This is a genomic window from Staphylococcus sp. EG-SA-10 (genome assembly GCF_017151945.1).
GTDB lineage: Bacteria > Bacillota > Bacilli > Staphylococcales > Staphylococcaceae > Staphylococcus > Staphylococcus aureus.
Genome location: NZ_JACVZJ010000015.1, coordinates 1 through 15,276 on the forward strand (window position 1 = coordinate 1; position 15,276 = coordinate 15,276).

Below are 15,276 nucleotides of genomic sequence, written 5' to 3' on the forward strand. Positions count from 1 at the left end.
CGCCTTTTTCATATTCTTGAAACATATATAGCAGTACATCTATGTCTACTTTAGGTTTTATTGACATAAATAAAGCTCCCTTCAAAGTTTTCATTTTTTCAATGTCTACTTTGAAGGGAGCATTTCACAATGTCTTAGGCTCTACAATATTATATTGATAGTAGTTGACCGAATGAAAATGCCCATGTAACAAGCATTTTTCAATTATAGGCGGGGCCCCCAACATAGAGAATTTCAAAAAGAAATTCTACAGACAAAGCAAGTTGGGGTGGGGCCCCAACACAGAAGCTGACGAAAAGTCAGCTTACAAGAATGTGCAAGTTGGGGATGGGCCCCAACATAGTGAAATTGGATTTCCAATTTCTACAAGCAATGCAAGTTGGCGGGGCCCCAACATAGAAGCTGGCGGAAAGTCAGCTTACAATAATGTGCAAGTTGGGGAGTGACAACGAAATAAATTTTATAAAATATCATTTCTGTCACATTCCTTCTCCCAATTCCATTTAAATATATAGAAAATTCTACCTATTATATACATCATACACTTTGAAAATTATCATTTAAATAATCTGATTTGGAATTAAAGTGCATGAAGTATAAGTCACCTTCATATACTAATCAAAGAGGACGTCAACAGTTATTTTATTAGGATTTTTAACATAAACATTTGCTAGATCTGAATGTAATCTTTTGCTTAAATCAATAGTGAAGTTATTACCGCCACCGGTGATCTTAAGCTTACCTTTATTACGATTTTCGTTATATAATATTTTATTTTTTATTAACGCTTCTCGTGCACGGAAATCGATTTCTTTCAATGTTAATACTGGTTTATTGCCTTGGTATATTTTATGTGCACCAATAATCGTTTGTAGTTTATCTTTGTATTGCACAAAAAGATTATAAGTTTTATCAGAAGGTTTTGCGACTGGTGTAACGCCACCTGTAAATGTCTCTCTATAAGACCACCATAACTGATCAGTATCTTTGTCTTTTAGTCCAAACACATCTACGTAACGATCTTTTAACTGATTAATATTTCCCCAACTTTCAGCGCCCCATAAAGAAATATGTGCTGACCATGAATATCTCTTAAGTTCAACATAAATGTTTCCATTATCATATTGATATAGCCATTTATTTGAAAATGAAAAATGAGGCTGTGTGTAATATTTAATTAATTCATTGATGTTAGTTTCATCTTGAGCAATGCTATAAGCTTTAGCTTCAGAGTAAAAACTAAATACTGGTTTTTGATTTTGAGGTAATACTGTACCTAATAGTAATAATGTTGTCGTTAAAATTATATTTTTCGTGATGTTCTTATTCATTAGAACATCTCCTTTCAGAGGAATCATGATACGAGGAATAACAAAATTATATGTGAGCGAAGTCAATATAGCATTTGCGATTATTTTTATTAACTTCGTTATTATTGTTAGTTTGATTTTTCGAGGATAACTTCAATTTTTGCATTTTGAGGTTTTTTAACATATCTATTTGCATCAGTTGATGGCAACCTTTTACTTAAATCTATTGTGTAGTTATTGTCTGCACCTGTTATTTTAATTTGTCCTTTGTTATAAGAATTATTATATAATTTTTTACTTTTAATTAATGTTTGACGAATACGAAAATCTAATTCTTTTAAAGTTAAAACAGGCTTATTACCTTCATAAACTGGAAAGCCGCCAGTAAACGTTTCTGCTTTATCTTTATATGTTACATTCAGTTTATAGTGTTTATCGTTAGATGTTGCTGCAGGAGTAACACCACCAGTAAACGTTTCTTGAGATAATGCAAAAGAATCAATGGTTTCTTGGTCTTTTATGCCAAAAATATCAACGTTTTTATTTCTTAATTGGTTGATATTACCCCAACTTTCAGGTCCATAAACTTGAATATGACTATACCAAGAAAACTGTAACAACGTTGCATGAATCGTACCGTTATCTTTTTGCCATAACGTTTTGTTAGAGAAGGTTAAATGTTTTTGCGAGTAATATTTAGTTAACTCATTAACGTTAGTTTCATTTTGATTTATATAATAAGCTTTCGCTTCAGTTGAAGAACTGATAGGTGTATTAGGAAATTGTGTTGATGCTGTACCTAATAGTAACAATGTTGTTGATAAAATAATTTTTTTCGTGATGTTATTGTTCATTCGAATTTCTCCTTTGAGTATTGTTGGAATGTTTAATTATAAAAGGGGGGTTAATTAGATAATTGAAATTATCCGCATTTTCAAAAGGTAATAGGTTAGTTAGATTTTTCGAGTATGACTTCAATTTGTGCATTTTTAGGATTTTTAACATAACGGTTTGTATCAGTTAATTTTAATTTTTTACTTAAATCAATCGTGTAATTATTTCCATCAGCAGTTATCTTAATTTGACCTTTATTAAATTCTCCGTTATATAACTTTTTATTCTTTATTAATGTTTGACGAATACGGAAATCTAATTCTTTTAAAGTTAATACTGGTTTATTTCCTTTGTAAAATTCATGTCCACCGATGATAGTTTGTTGTTTATCACTATATTTTAAAAATAGTCTATAAGGCTTATCAGATGAAGTAGCTGCTGGCGTAACACCACCAGTAAATGTTTCATCATAAGTCCAGTAACCTTCAACTGTGTCCTCATCTTTAGTTCCAAATATATCAACGTATTTATTTCTCAACTGATTAATGTTTCCCCAACTCTCGGAACCAAACACTTGAATATGACTATACCAAACCCACGTTTGCAATGTTGCATGAATGCTACCATTGGGCTTTTGCCATAACCATTTTCCAGATAATGAAAAATGCGGCTGAGTGTAATATTTGATTAGTTCATTGATATTAGTCTCGTTTTCACTGATATTATAGGCTTTTGCTTCAGATGAAAAACTGATTGGTGTTTTAGGAAGTTGTGTTGATGTGGTTCCTAAAAGTAACAATGCTGTTGATAAAACTAATTTATTCATGATGTTCTTTTTCATATGAAAATCTCCTTTGCGTGAATTACCCAAAGTATATAAGCTATTACACCGATTCGGAATTAAATAAAAGCTAAAACTATGTTAAATAAACTTAAACAGTTAGTAGTGTTATTTAAGCAAAACTTATCATTTTTAAGTTTTGGACAGAAACAGTACCTAATAAAGTAGGATGGAGTTATATATTAAAAACGACACATTAGAATTATTCTCTAATCAATTGCATTAAATTGTTTGATAATTGAATTTTCTAACTACTTGAAAAATAGTTATACTTTAAATGTAGTACTTATTTTAATAATTTCCTACTACTTAAATTTAATATTAATAAAATGTTCATTTAATTATTGATAAAATATTACAAATTTTAATAGTAGGTTGTATTTATTTTGTATGCGCTTACAATTTAGGTGTAACTAAAATAAAAGGAGTTGTTATTAATGAAAAATTTACGAAACAGAAGTTTTTTAACTTTATTAGACTTTTCAAGACAAGAGGTAGAATTCTTATTAACACTCTCCGAGGATTTAAAACGTGCTAAATATATTGGCACTGAAAAGCCTATGTTAAAAAATAAAAATATTGCACTGTTGTTTGAAAAAGATTCTACAAGAACGCGATGTGCATTTGAAGTTGCAGCGCATGATCAAGGTGCAAATGTAACTTATTTAGGCCCAACTGGATCACAAATGGGTAAAAAAGAAACAACTAAAGATACTGCACGTGTGCTTGGTGGAATGTATGATGGCATTGAATACCGTGGTTTTTCACAAAGAACAGTAGAAACTTTAGCTGAATATTCAGGCGTACCAGTGTGGAATGGTTTAACTGATGAAGATCATCCTACTCAAGTTCTTGCTGATTTCTTAACAGCAAAAGAAGTCTTAAAAAAAGATTATGCAGATATTAACTTTACATATGTTGGAGATGGTCGTAATAACGTTGCAAATGCATTAATGCAAGGCGCTGCCATTATGGGTATGAACTTCCATTTAGTTTGTCCAAAAGAATTAAATCCAACTGATGAATTATTAAATCGCTGTAAAAATATTGCCGCTGAAAATGGTGGCAACATATTAATCACAGATGATATTGACCAAGGTGTAAAGGGTTCGGATGTAATTTACACTGACGTTTGGGTATCAATGGGTGAACCTGATGAAGTATGGAAAGAACGACTCGAATTATTGAAACCGTATCAAGTGAATAAAGAAATGATGGATAAAACTGGTAATCCTAATGTTATTTTTGAGCATTGCTTACCATCTTTCCACAATGCTGATACTAAAATTGGACAACAAATTTTTGAAAAATATGGAATTCGAGAAATGGAAGTTACAGATGAAGTATTCGAAAGTAAAGCTTCAGTTGTATTCCAAGAAGCTGAGAACAGAATGCATACAATAAAAGCAGTCATGGTTGCTACATTGGGTGAATTTTAGATGATATAAGGAAGTGAATTTGATGGCGAAAATAGTAGTAGCATTAGGTGGTAATGCTTTAGGAAAATCACCTCAAGAACAACTCGAACTTGTTAAAAATACTGCGAAATCATTAGTAGGATTAATAACAAAAGGACATGAGATTGTTATTAGTCATGGTAATGGACCACAGGTTGGAAGCATTAATTTGGGACTTAACTATGCTGCAGAACATAACCAAGGTCCGGCATTTCCATTTGCTGAATGTGGCGCAATGAGTCAAGCTTACATCGGCTATCAATTACAAGAAAGCTTACAAAACGAATTGCATTCTATTGGAATGGATAAACAAGTGGTAACACTAGTGACACAAGTTGAAGTTGATGAAAATGATCCGGCATTTAACAATCCTTCAAAACCAATTGGGTTATTTTACAACAAAGAAGAAGCTGAACAAATTCAAAAAGAAAAAGGATTTATATTTGTTGAAGATGCTGGAAGAGGGTATAGACGTGTTGTTCCTTCACCACAACCCATCTCTATTATTGAATTAGAGAGTATTAAAACACTTATTAAAAATGATACACTCGTTATTGCTGCTGGTGGTGGAGGTATACCAGTAATTAGAGAGCAACATGATGGTTTTAAAGGTATTGATGCAGTTATAGACAAAGATAAAACAAGTGCGTTGTTGGGTGCTAATATTCAATGCGATCAATTGATTATTTTAACAGCAATTGATTATGTATATATTAATTTTAACACTGAAAACCAACAGCCTTTGAAAACAACAAATGTTGATGAATTAAAACGATATATAGACGAAAATCAATTTGCAAAAGGAAGTATGTTACCAAAAATTGAAGCAGCCATATCATTTATTGAAAACAATCCAAAAGGAAGTGTGCTTATAACATCATTAAATGAATTAGATGCTGCCTTAGAGGGTAAAGTAGGTACTGTGATTAAAAAGTAATTGAATTGAAACGCTTTTCAATTACTATATGTCAAACGCATGATTTTTATTATTTATGTGCACCCCTGAAAATAATGCCTCTATTTTGATGCGGGGTGCACTTTCTTAATTTATATTTATAAAATCTTTAAGGTAGAAATGCTAGGTTAAATGTCGAAGGAGATGAAACCGTGGAAAATACAATTAATGAAAGTGAAAAGAAAAAACGATTTAAATTAAAAATGCCAGGTGCATTTATGATTTTATTCATTTTAACGGTTGTTGCAGTTATAGCAACATGGGTTATTCCTGCTGGTGCATATTCTAAACTTTCTTACGAACCTTCATCCCAAGAACTAAAGATAGTTAACCCTCATAACCAAGTGAAAAAGGTTCCAGGTACGCAACAGGAACTAGACAAAATGGGGGTAAAAATTAAGATTGAACAATTTAAATCAGGTGCAATTAATAAGCCGGTATCAATTCCGAATACTTATGAAAGATTAAAGCAACATCCAGCTGGACCAGAACAAATAACAAGTAGCATGGTTGAAGGTACGATAGAAGCGGTCGATATCATGGTATTCATTCTTGTATTAGGGGGGCTTATTGGCGTAGTTCAAGCCAGTGGTTCTTTTGAATCGGGATTGTTAGCTTTAACGAAGAAAACAAAAGGGCATGAATTTATGCTAATTGTGTTTGTATCAATACTAATGATTATCGGCGGGACGTTATGTGGTATTGAAGAAGAAGCTGTAGCATTCTATCCGATTTTAGTCCCTATATTTATAGCGTTAGGATACGATTCTATCGTTTCAGTTGGTGCCATATTCCTTGCCAGTTCTGTCGGTAGTACATTTTCAACTATTAACCCGTTCTCGGTTGTAATTGCCTCTAATGCCGCTGGTACAACTTTCACGGATGGTTTGTATTGGAGAATAGGTGCTTGTATTGTCGGTGCGATTTTTGTTATTAGTTATTTATATTGGTACTGTAAAAAAATTAAAAAAGATCCTAAAGCGTCATATTCTTATGAAGACAAAGATGCTTTTGAACAGCAATGGTCTGTATTAAAAGATGACGATAGTGCCCATTTTACTTTGCGTAAGAAGATAATCCTTACATTATTTGTACTACCATTTCCAATTATGGTGTGGGGAGTTATGACGCAAGGTTGGTGGTTCCCAGTTATGGCTTCAGCATTTTTAATATTTACAATTATAATAATGTTTATTGCTGGGACAGGTAAATCTGGATTGGGAGAAAAAGGAACTGTAGATGCATTTGTCAATGGCGCATCAAGTTTAGTAGGTGTATCTTTAATTATTGGCTTAGCTCGAGGTATTAATTTAGTGTTGAATGAAGGTATGATTTCAGATACAATCTTACACTTTTCATCATCTTTAGTTCAACATATGAGTGGACCATTATTTATCATCGTATTACTATTTATTTTCTTCTGTTTAGGTTTTATCGTGCCATCATCTTCTGGATTAGCGGTATTATCAATGCCTATCTTTGCACCACTAGCTGATACAGTAGGTATACCAAGATTCGTCATCGTTACGACATATCAATTTGGTCAATATGCGATGTTATTCTTAGCGCCGACTGGACTTGTTATGGCCACACTACAAATGTTAAACATGCGATATTCACATTGGTTCCGATTTGTATGGCCGGTAGTTGCTTTTGTATTGATTTTCGGTGGCGGAGTACTAATTACGCAGGTACTAATTTATTCCTAATTTGAAATGCTATATTATAAAAAAATACTAATTGGGTTTTATGCATCTCGTAGGTTTGTAGAAATACTAAACTAAGCGAGGTGCATTATTATTTTTGATTAAGAAAATAATGACGGTAATGATAACACTAGTAAGTAATTGATACAATGTTCTATTTAATAATGATATTTTTAAAATATGTTTTTAATGTAATGTTAGATCTATGGTATATTATATTTATCGTGGTAAATATGTATTTGCTGTAAACAGTTTTTGTAACACATGATACATATGGTTGTGAAAATAGCATAAATAAAGGATGGCTATAAATGACACATTTGACAAAGGTTTTAGATACACTAACTGGAATATGCGTAGTATTATTATTTAGTAAATATTTTGTGGCGTATGCAAATATGGTATTTGATTGGAATTTAAGATAGTATATGCTAGAAAACATACCACATTTGCCAATTATATTATTTATTCTGATGTTTATTTTCGGAGTTCCTTCTGAAATGATAAAAGATAGGCAAAGGAAAAATAACGGCGTTTAATTTATCGATATTTAGAGGTGATAAAACTTGTCAACTATTACAAAAACTAAAATAAAAATCTTTATTAATTATTTTATTGGTATATTAGCTTTGGCGTTTGCTGCTTATATATTATTTAAATAAAGAATAGAGTGAAACGTGTTTATGAATTAGACGTTCTAGTATAGTTACTACAGCTTTAGTCAGAAGGTATCATTGTTGTTCATACATTAGATCATATTAAATCAAAGAGGTATTGATACACACCAAAAAGAGGCAAGATTACCTGCCTCTTTTTTAGTTATTAAATATGCGTGGTAATTCTGGGTAATAGTGTTACTGAGACGCATTACGAAGAAATTTATCTTGATTTTCCTTTTTTAAAAAGAAGTGAAGATATCCTATAAAGACTCTAAGTACTATTACAGTGGCTAATAACACTTCGATAAACAAAAGGCCTTTCCAAATGACTGGAAACATAAGTACAGGCAAACTGTTCTTTAAAGCAGTTGCAGAGATTACTAAAGGGAATGTGAAAGCTGAAAATACGGGCGAAAAAGGTTCTTTTAGTAATTTAGGCAATTGTATAATGATATAAAAATAAAATATTTGAGCTAATAGTAAAAGTATAATTACGATAAAAGCATTCGCCTTAGGAAAGGCTATAACATATGCTGCAGCGACTAAAGAAAATGGTGCACAAATTGTCGATGTGTTCGGTTTGATTGACGTCTGCAATGGAAATGCTTTTAATCGCTTGAAAACTATAGGTAAGACAATACAAGTAGCTACAAAGCCATATATTACTGTTAATTGACCTATGAAAAAATATCCGCTAACGGGTGCCGTCAATCCTGCGATAGCAATACCAATAAAAAGTACAGTCCACGAAGGATAAACATTCGCAAGTGAAAAATCTTTTAAATATTTAATTGAAAAAATAATCATATGTGTCATAATTCCCACAAGGCATAAAATCCAAATAGGCGTTATTAAATTATTGATAAATGTTATATTACTAAAAAATGTATTTAAATAAGTAGTACCTAAAAAGCCAGACATGAAAAATGTTGTGAACACTGATGAAACTAGAGGGCTGTTTAATTGTTCTTTCACATTATTAAAATATTTGAGCATAGTACATAAAAGGTGAATCCAAATCAAGAAAGCAAAAATTCCGCAAACAGCGTTTAAAGTAAGAGATAAGTCTTTTAATAGATTACCCAGGCCTAATAATCCTAAGACTAGTCCTGACGTTACTAGAGGTGCTTTTTGAAGTCTCATGATTTACAACCTTTCTTATGTGATTTTCTTCACTAATTATATCATGATAGCTATGGCCTATTAATAAGAAGAGTGTGTACTATTACGTTTTTAGAGTATGTATATTGGGTTGATAGACACATAATTGACATTTAAATCTCAATATTAATGATATTTGAGGTATGCTTTGCAACCTAAATATTGGAATATGGGAAAAGTAATTATTTAATTTAAATGATGATTGAAGATTTAAAAGGGGGTGTACAAAATGAGAAATCAAATTCAAAAACTATTAGACAGTGATTTGAGCAGTTTACAAATATCGAAACAAACAGGAGTGCCACAAAGCACAATACACAGAATGAGAAAAAAAGAAAGATCATTAGACAATATGTCATTGAAAAACGCTGAACTACTTTATAAATTTGCCAATGGTATATTTAGTGATGAAAATTAAGAAGAATAATTAGTGAGTTAAATAATTAGAAAACCACGTCTCGATGGACGTGGTTATTTTTTAGATGCATATAATTATAATTATAGGATTTCGGGTCCCTGAAAAGTCCCTAAAATTTTGAATAGTATCAAAATCTATAGGAATAATATAATAATAAAAATCTCTAAGCATGCAAATGGTGAGTGTTAAAAATCTTGGTGTAGTTTTGGTGTAGTTCAGGTGCAGTATAGATGAAATTTTGGCGTAAAATTACTTAATTAAAAATGTGTAAACATGTATCAACCACGTGTCAATTGTGTGTCAAAAAATTCTATAACGAATAATCATGCGCGTTTTAATTACTGTATTTTTGGGGCTTATGCGGGGGACGTTTTGGTGACGCATCATACTATATTACTGAAATTCAAAACAAAAAGAGCCCCGTAATCACGGAACTCTTTTGTTTGGTAATGCGTATAAAAATACCTATAAACGTCCTGGGAGGGATTCGAACCCCCGACCGATGGCTTAGAAGGCCATTGCTCTATCCAGCTGAGCTACCAGGACACGTTTAACAACACAAGAATTATTATATCTAAATGAACTTAAATTAGCAATACCTTGTAAATAAAAAATGTTTATATTTTTCACTATTATAGAGCTATTTATCTAAAAAGGTTCAATAAGACTTAAATACGAATTCAGGCAACTTAATTGTGTTAAATACAGTTTTGAATGCCTAACTGTATATCTTTTCTCTTTAAAATACAGTTAAGTACATTATAAGATGTTGTGCGGATAAACAAACTAATTGCATCAAATTTATTTTAAAATAACAACAACAAAACGTTAAGCGAATAACATTTCGGTGATTTAAAAGCTACGCACGTTTTTGTTATCTTCAAATTTAAATTTTAAGGAGTGTTTTCAATGGAAGGTTTATTTAACGCAATTAAAGATACCGTAACTGCAGCAATTAATAATGACGGCGCAAAATTAGGCACAAGCATTGTGAGCATCGTTGAAAATGGCGTAGGTTTACTAGGTAAATTATTCGGATTCTAATTTCAATATGTTATGTAAGTAATAAGTATTATTTCAAAGGTGAGGGAGAGATTTAAATGATTGGACTAGCAGAAGCAATCGCAAATACTGTGCAAGCTGCACAACAACATGATAGTGTGAAATTAGGCACAAGTATCGTAGACATCGTTGCTAACGGTGTGGGTTTACTAGGTAAATTATTCGGATTCTAATTTAATAACTAATATTCTTTAAAATAAACTGGGTGGGCATACTTATGTTATGCACTCAGTTTATTTTATTTGCAGAAATTTGAGCCTCTGTTAAGATTTAGATACATAGACAATATAGGAGATGGGGAAATTGGGATATAAAAATATTTTGATAGACTTTGATGATACAATTGTTGATTTTTATGATGCGGAAGAATGGGCGTTTCATTATATGGCGAATGTTTTTAATCATAAAGCAACAAAGGATGATTTTTTAACATTTAAAAAAATCAATCACCAACATTGGGAAGCTTTTCAACAAAATAAATTAACGAAGTCTGAAGTATTATCAGAACGATTTGTGAATTACTTTAAACATCATCAAATGGAAGTTGATGGGCATCGTGCAGATGTGTTATTTAGAAATGGATTAGCAGAAGCTAAAGTTAAATACTTTGATCAAACATTAGAAACAATTATTGAGTTATCGAAACGACATGATCTATATATTGTTACTAACGGTGTAACCGAAACGCAAAAGAGAAGGTTAAATCAGACGCCGTTGCATAAATATATTAAAAAGATATTTATATCTGAGGAAACAGGATATCAAAAACCTAATCCGGAATTTTTTAATTATGTTTTTAATGATATTGGTGAGGATGAGAGACAGCGCTCGATTATAGTTGGAGATTCTTTAACATCTGACATTCTAGGTGGAATCAATGCGGGTATAGCTACTTGCTGGTTTAATTTTAGAGGATTTGATCATAATCCAGGAATTATACCTGATTATGAAATTAATTCATGGAAACAACTAAATGATATTGTACGTTAAGACAAATAATTTGAAAATGATTTACTTATATTAGCTAAGAAAGTAATTGTAAAAAAGACACTACGAAAAGATGCATTTTCATGCTCGTAGTGTCGAATATTATTATCTTATGGTTTCCACAATAAGACATCATGTCCCTCTATATTTTTAGCTTCCACATCTGTAAATCCATGATGTAAAAAGAAATCCTTAGAATCATTTCTGCCAATGGCTTTAATTGGCATATTGAAACTCTTTGCAAAATCAATCAATTCTGAAGCGTACCCTCTGTTTTGATATTTTGGTAATACTTCTAACTTCCATAATAATATATAATCTTCAAAATCTGGGAAGTAGATTTCTTCGACATCACCTTTTTTTAGTAATGCCATTCTAGCTCCTAATTGATCTCCGACAAATATGCCATAAAATGGTGAATCTGAACTTGCATCAATCATTTGACCGTTTAACTCATTGACCATGTATAAGTCTTTGTTGCCAAACGCTCTAAAGTTTTCGAATAATTCGTCAGTTTTGTAATTAATTTCAAGACGTTTGATTTCACTCATATTTATCTACCCCTTATTTGTTTACTACTATTATTATACATTAAACCACTTGTGTTTTTCATTAATTTGAAAATGGAAAACAATGAATATTATAAATTTTCCATGATTAAATTGATTTTCAAGCCGTAAAATTGTCAATCACCGGTATAGACTTTATACTATAGTTTGTAATCGCGTACTTAAGGAGAAAAAACATGGACTGTAAAGTAGTTAGTTTAAATGAAAAAGATCAGTTTATACCAAAAATAAAGAGCAGTGACCCTGTAATAACAGGATTATTTCAATATGATGCAGCTCAACAAACTAGTTTTGAAAAAAGGATGTCTAAAGAAAATAATGGAAGAGAAGCGGCATTAGCGAATGTTATTCGTGAATATATGAGTGATTTAAAGCTTTCAAGTGAACAAGAATTAAACATACAATATTTAGCTAATGGTTCAAAAGTTGTGATTGGTGGACAACAAGCAGGGCTTTTCGGAGGACCATTGTATACATTCCATAAAATATTTTCAATCATTACTTTATCTAAGGAATTAACGGATACACATAAGCAACAAGTAGTACCAGTTTTTTGGATTGCAGGAGAAGATCATGATTTCGATGAAGTGAATCATACATTTGTTTATAACGAAAATCATGGGTCACTGCATAAGGTTAAATATCATACAATGGAGATGCCAGAGACGACTGTCTCTAGATATTATCCTGATAAGGCTGAGTTGAAACAAACTTTAAAAACGATGTTCATTCATATGAATGAAACTGTTCATACACAAGGTCTACTGGAGATTTGTGACAGAATTATTGACCAATATGACTCGTGGACTGATATGTTTAAAGCACTACTGCATGAGACATTTAAAGCATATGGCGTTCTATTTATAGATGCGCAGTTTGAGCCGTTAAGAAAAATGGAAGCGCCTATGTTTAAAAAGATTTTGAAAAAACATCAGTTGCTTGATGATGCTTTTAGAGCAACACAACAACGTACTCAAAATCAAGGCTTGAAGGCGATGATACAAACAGATACAAATGTTCATTTATTCTTACATGATGAAAATATGCGTCAATTAGTTTCGTATGATGGTAAGCATTTTAAATTAAATAAAACAGATAAGACATATATAAAGGAAGAAATTATAAATATTGCGGAAAATCAACCTGAATTATTTTCTAATAATGTAGTGACAAGACCATTAATGGAAGAATGGCTATTTAACACGGTGGCATTTATTGGAGGACCGAGTGAAATTAAGTACTGGGCTGAACTAAAAGATGTATTTGAACTATTTGATGTTGAAATGCCTATCGTGATGCCAAGGCTTAGAATTACTTATTTAAATGACCGTATTGAAAAATTACTTTCGAAATACAATATTCCATTAGAAAAAGTGTTAGTCGATGGTGTTGAAGGAGAAAGAAGTAAGTTTATTAGAGAACAAGCATCACATCAATTTATTGAAAAGGTAGAAGGTATGATTGAACAACAGCGTCGTCTAAACCAAGACTTATTAGATGAAGTGTCGGGGAATCAAAATAATATTAACCTTGTGAATAAAAATAATGAAATTCATATACAACAGTATGATTATTTGTTAAAACGTTATCTTTTAAACATTGAAAGAGAAAACGACATCAGTATGAAGCAATTTAGAGAAATTCAAGAAACACTCCATCCAATGGGAGGATTACAAGAAAGAATATGGAATCCACTTCAAATTTTGAATGATTTTGGGACAGATGTGTTCAAGCCCTCCACCTATCCACCACTTTCTTACACTTTTGATCATATTATTATAAAACCTTAATATACCAAGGGTTTAGCCCGATTTATCTTAATGATAAATCGGGCATTTTTTTGTTTTTTAAAATAAATTTCACAAATTTTGTATAAATAGTGGTGGATAGTGGGGAGATGTGGTAAATTATATATAAGGTGAGGTGATAAAAAATGTTCATGGGAGAATACGATCATCAATTAGATACAAAAGGACGTATGATTATACCGTCCAAGTTTCGTTATGACTTAAATGAGCGTTTTATTATCACAAGAGGCCTTGATAAATGTTTATTCGGTTACACTCTAGACGAATGGCAACAGATTGAAGAGAAAATGAAAACCTTACCTATGACAAAAAAAGACGCACGTAAGTTTATGCGTATGTTCTTCTCTGGTGCTGTTGAAGTAGAACTTGATAAGCAAGGGCGTATTAACATCCCTCAAAACTTGAGGAAATACGCTAATTTAACTAAAGAATGTACAGTAATCGGTGTTTCAAATCGTATTGAGATTTGGGATAGAGAAACTTGGAATGATTTCTATGAAGAATCTGAAGAAAGTTTCGAAGATATTGCTGAAGATTTAATAGATTTTGATTTTTAAAATGGAGGAATTGAAGTGTTTCATCATATCAGCGTTATGTTAAACGAAACCATTGATTATTTAAATGTAAAAGAAAATGGTGTGTACATTGACTGTACGCTAGGTGGAGCGGGACATGCCCTTTATTTACTAAATCAATTAAATGACGACGGAAGATTAATAGCAATCGATCAAGACCAAACTGCAATTGATAATGCTAAAGAAGTATTAAAGGATCATTTGCATAAGGTGACTTTTGTTCATAGCAACTTCCGTGAATTAACTCAAATATTAAAAGACTTAAACATTGAAAAAGTAGATGGAATCTATTACGACTTGGGTGTTTCAAGCCCACAACTCGACATTCCAGAACGAGGATTCAGTTATCACCATGACGCAACATTAGACATGCGTATGGACCAAACACAAGAACTAACAGCATATGAAATTGTTAACAATTGGTCATATGAAGCGTTAGTGAAGATTTTTTATCGCTATGGCGAGGAGAAATTTTCAAAACAGATAGCTCGAAGAATCGAAGCACATCGCGAACAACAACCAATAACAACAACATTAGAATTAGTTGACATTATAAAAGAAGGTATTCCTGCAAAAGCAAGAAGAAAAGGCGGACATCCTGCAAAACGAGTATTTCAAGCACTACGAATTGCAGTAAACGATGAATTGTCAGCTTTTGAAGATTCAATAGAACAAGCGATTGAATTAGTGAAAGTAGACGGCAGGATTTCGGTAATCACTTTCCATTCTTTAGAAGATCGTTTATGTAAACAGGTGTTCCAAGAATATGAAAAAGGTCCAGAAGTACCAAGAGGATTACCAGTTATACCAGAAGCATATACACCTAAGTTAAAGCGTGTTAATCGTAAACCGATTACCGCTACAGAAGAAGATTTAGATGACAATAACAGAGCACGAAGCGCGAAATTACGTGTAGCTGAAATACTTAAATAAG

The 15,276-nt window shown here is 31.9% G+C and carries 15 protein-coding genes, 1 tRNA gene and 1 pseudogene; 11 read left to right on the plus strand and 6 right to left on the minus strand.

From position 1 onward, the window contains the following. Positions 1–614: 614 nt before the first annotated feature. The 3 genes from IDG45_RS10065 to IDG45_RS10075 form a co-directional block, all read right to left on the minus strand. Positions 615–1,331, minus strand: a complete 717-nt coding sequence (locus IDG45_RS10065) for a superantigen-like protein SSL12 (RefSeq protein ID WP_001038852.1) — start codon at positions 1,329–1,331, stop codon at positions 615–617. A gap of 107 nt (positions 1,332–1,438) precedes the next feature. Further along, on the minus strand, positions 1,439–2,164 hold the full coding sequence (locus tag IDG45_RS10070) for a superantigen-like protein SSL13 (protein ID WP_001063562.1): 726 nt from the start codon (positions 2,162–2,164) through the stop codon (positions 1,439–1,441). 95 nt (positions 2,165–2,259) lie between these two features. Then, positions 2,260–2,985, minus strand: a complete 726-nt coding sequence (locus tag IDG45_RS10075; protein ID WP_000739531.1) for a superantigen-like protein SSL14 — start codon at positions 2,983–2,985, stop codon at positions 2,260–2,262. A 437-nt stretch (positions 2,986–3,422) separates the two neighbouring features. On the opposite strand from IDG45_RS10075, the gene argF reads away from it, so the two are divergent. The 4 genes and pseudogenes from argF to elxI1 all read left to right on the plus strand — a co-directional run bounded on the left by argF (position 3,423) and on the right by elxI1 (position 7,642). Further along, entirely contained in the window at positions 3,423–4,424 is a 1,002-nt protein-coding gene (gene argF / locus IDG45_RS10080; RefSeq protein WP_000793607.1) for an ornithine carbamoyltransferase, read from the plus strand. Positions 4,425–4,446: 22 nt separating this feature from the next. Then, the gene (gene arcC / locus IDG45_RS10085) at positions 4,447–5,379 is read left to right on the plus strand and encodes a carbamate kinase (RefSeq protein ID WP_001074342.1); all 933 of its coding nucleotides are present in this window, start codon (positions 4,447–4,449) and stop codon (positions 5,377–5,379) included. A 170-nt stretch (positions 5,380–5,549) separates the two neighbouring features. Then, complete coding sequence (locus tag IDG45_RS10090; RefSeq protein WP_000432070.1) at positions 5,550–7,106, plus strand: YfcC family protein; 1,557 nt, start codon at positions 5,550–5,552, stop codon at positions 7,104–7,106. Between the two features lie 308 nt (positions 7,107–7,414). Next, a pseudogene (elxI1, locus tag IDG45_RS10095) lies at positions 7,415–7,642 on the plus strand (epilancin biosynthesis-related protein ElxI1). 315 nt (positions 7,643–7,957) lie between these two features. On the opposite strand, the gene IDG45_RS10100 reads toward elxI1, so the two are convergent. Next, positions 7,958–8,905 carry a TDT family transporter gene (locus tag IDG45_RS10100; RefSeq protein WP_001239290.1) on the minus strand — a complete coding sequence of 316 codons (948 nt, stop codon included), beginning with the start codon at positions 8,903–8,905 and terminating at the stop codon, positions 7,958–7,960. Positions 8,906–9,152: 247 nt separating this feature from the next. Here IDG45_RS10100 and IDG45_RS10105 point away from each other — a divergent pair, with 247 nt between their 5' ends. After that, positions 9,153–9,341: a DNA-binding protein gene (locus IDG45_RS10105; protein ID WP_001245805.1), complete on the plus strand. Its 189-nt coding sequence runs from the start codon at positions 9,153–9,155 to the stop codon at positions 9,339–9,341. Positions 9,342–9,813: 472 nt separating this feature from the next. Here IDG45_RS10105 and IDG45_RS10110 read toward each other — a convergent pair. Then, positions 9,814–9,887 (minus strand) — tRNA-Arg (locus IDG45_RS10110). A gap of 363 nt (positions 9,888–10,250) precedes the next feature. On the opposite strand from IDG45_RS10110, the gene IDG45_RS10115 reads away from it, so the two are divergent. The 3 genes from IDG45_RS10115 (at position 10,251) to IDG45_RS10125 (ending at position 11,393) form a co-directional block, all read left to right on the plus strand. Beyond that, positions 10,251–10,385, plus strand: coding sequence for a beta-class phenol-soluble modulin (locus tag IDG45_RS10115; protein WP_000398672.1), 135 nt, complete (start codon positions 10,251–10,253; stop codon positions 10,383–10,385). 56 nt (positions 10,386–10,441) lie between these two features. Beyond that, positions 10,442–10,576 (plus strand): beta-class phenol-soluble modulin, encoded by a 135-nt coding sequence (locus tag IDG45_RS10120; RefSeq protein ID WP_000579635.1) that lies wholly within the window; start codon positions 10,442–10,444, stop codon positions 10,574–10,576. Between the two features lie 121 nt (positions 10,577–10,697). Continuing rightward, entirely contained in the window at positions 10,698–11,393 is a 696-nt protein-coding gene (locus IDG45_RS10125) for a YjjG family noncanonical pyrimidine nucleotidase (RefSeq protein ID WP_072357871.1), read from the plus strand. Between the two features lie 107 nt (positions 11,394–11,500). Here the strand turns inward: IDG45_RS10125 and IDG45_RS10130 are convergent, their stop codons facing one another. Then, on the minus strand, positions 11,501–11,941 hold the full coding sequence (locus IDG45_RS10130) for an N-acetyltransferase (RefSeq protein ID WP_001289711.1): 441 nt from the start codon (positions 11,939–11,941) through the stop codon (positions 11,501–11,503). A 194-nt stretch (positions 11,942–12,135) separates the two neighbouring features. On the opposite strand from IDG45_RS10130, the gene bshC reads away from it, so the two are divergent. The 3 genes from bshC (at position 12,136) to rsmH (ending at position 15,275) form a co-directional block, all read left to right on the plus strand. Next, positions 12,136–13,749 carry a bacillithiol biosynthesis cysteine-adding enzyme BshC gene (bshC, locus tag IDG45_RS10135; RefSeq protein ID WP_000340484.1) on the plus strand — a complete coding sequence of 538 codons (1,614 nt, stop codon included), beginning with the start codon at positions 12,136–12,138 and terminating at the stop codon, positions 13,747–13,749. A 143-nt stretch (positions 13,750–13,892) separates the two neighbouring features. Beyond that, complete coding sequence (gene mraZ, locus IDG45_RS10140) at positions 13,893–14,324, plus strand: division/cell wall cluster transcriptional repressor MraZ (RefSeq protein WP_000480800.1); 432 nt, start codon at positions 13,893–13,895, stop codon at positions 14,322–14,324. Between the two features lie 15 nt (positions 14,325–14,339). Then, positions 14,340–15,275, plus strand: coding sequence for a 16S rRNA (cytosine(1402)-N(4))-methyltransferase RsmH (gene rsmH, locus IDG45_RS10145; RefSeq protein ID WP_000468384.1), 936 nt, complete (start codon positions 14,340–14,342; stop codon positions 15,273–15,275). The last annotated feature ends 1 nt before the right edge of the window (position 15,276 follow it).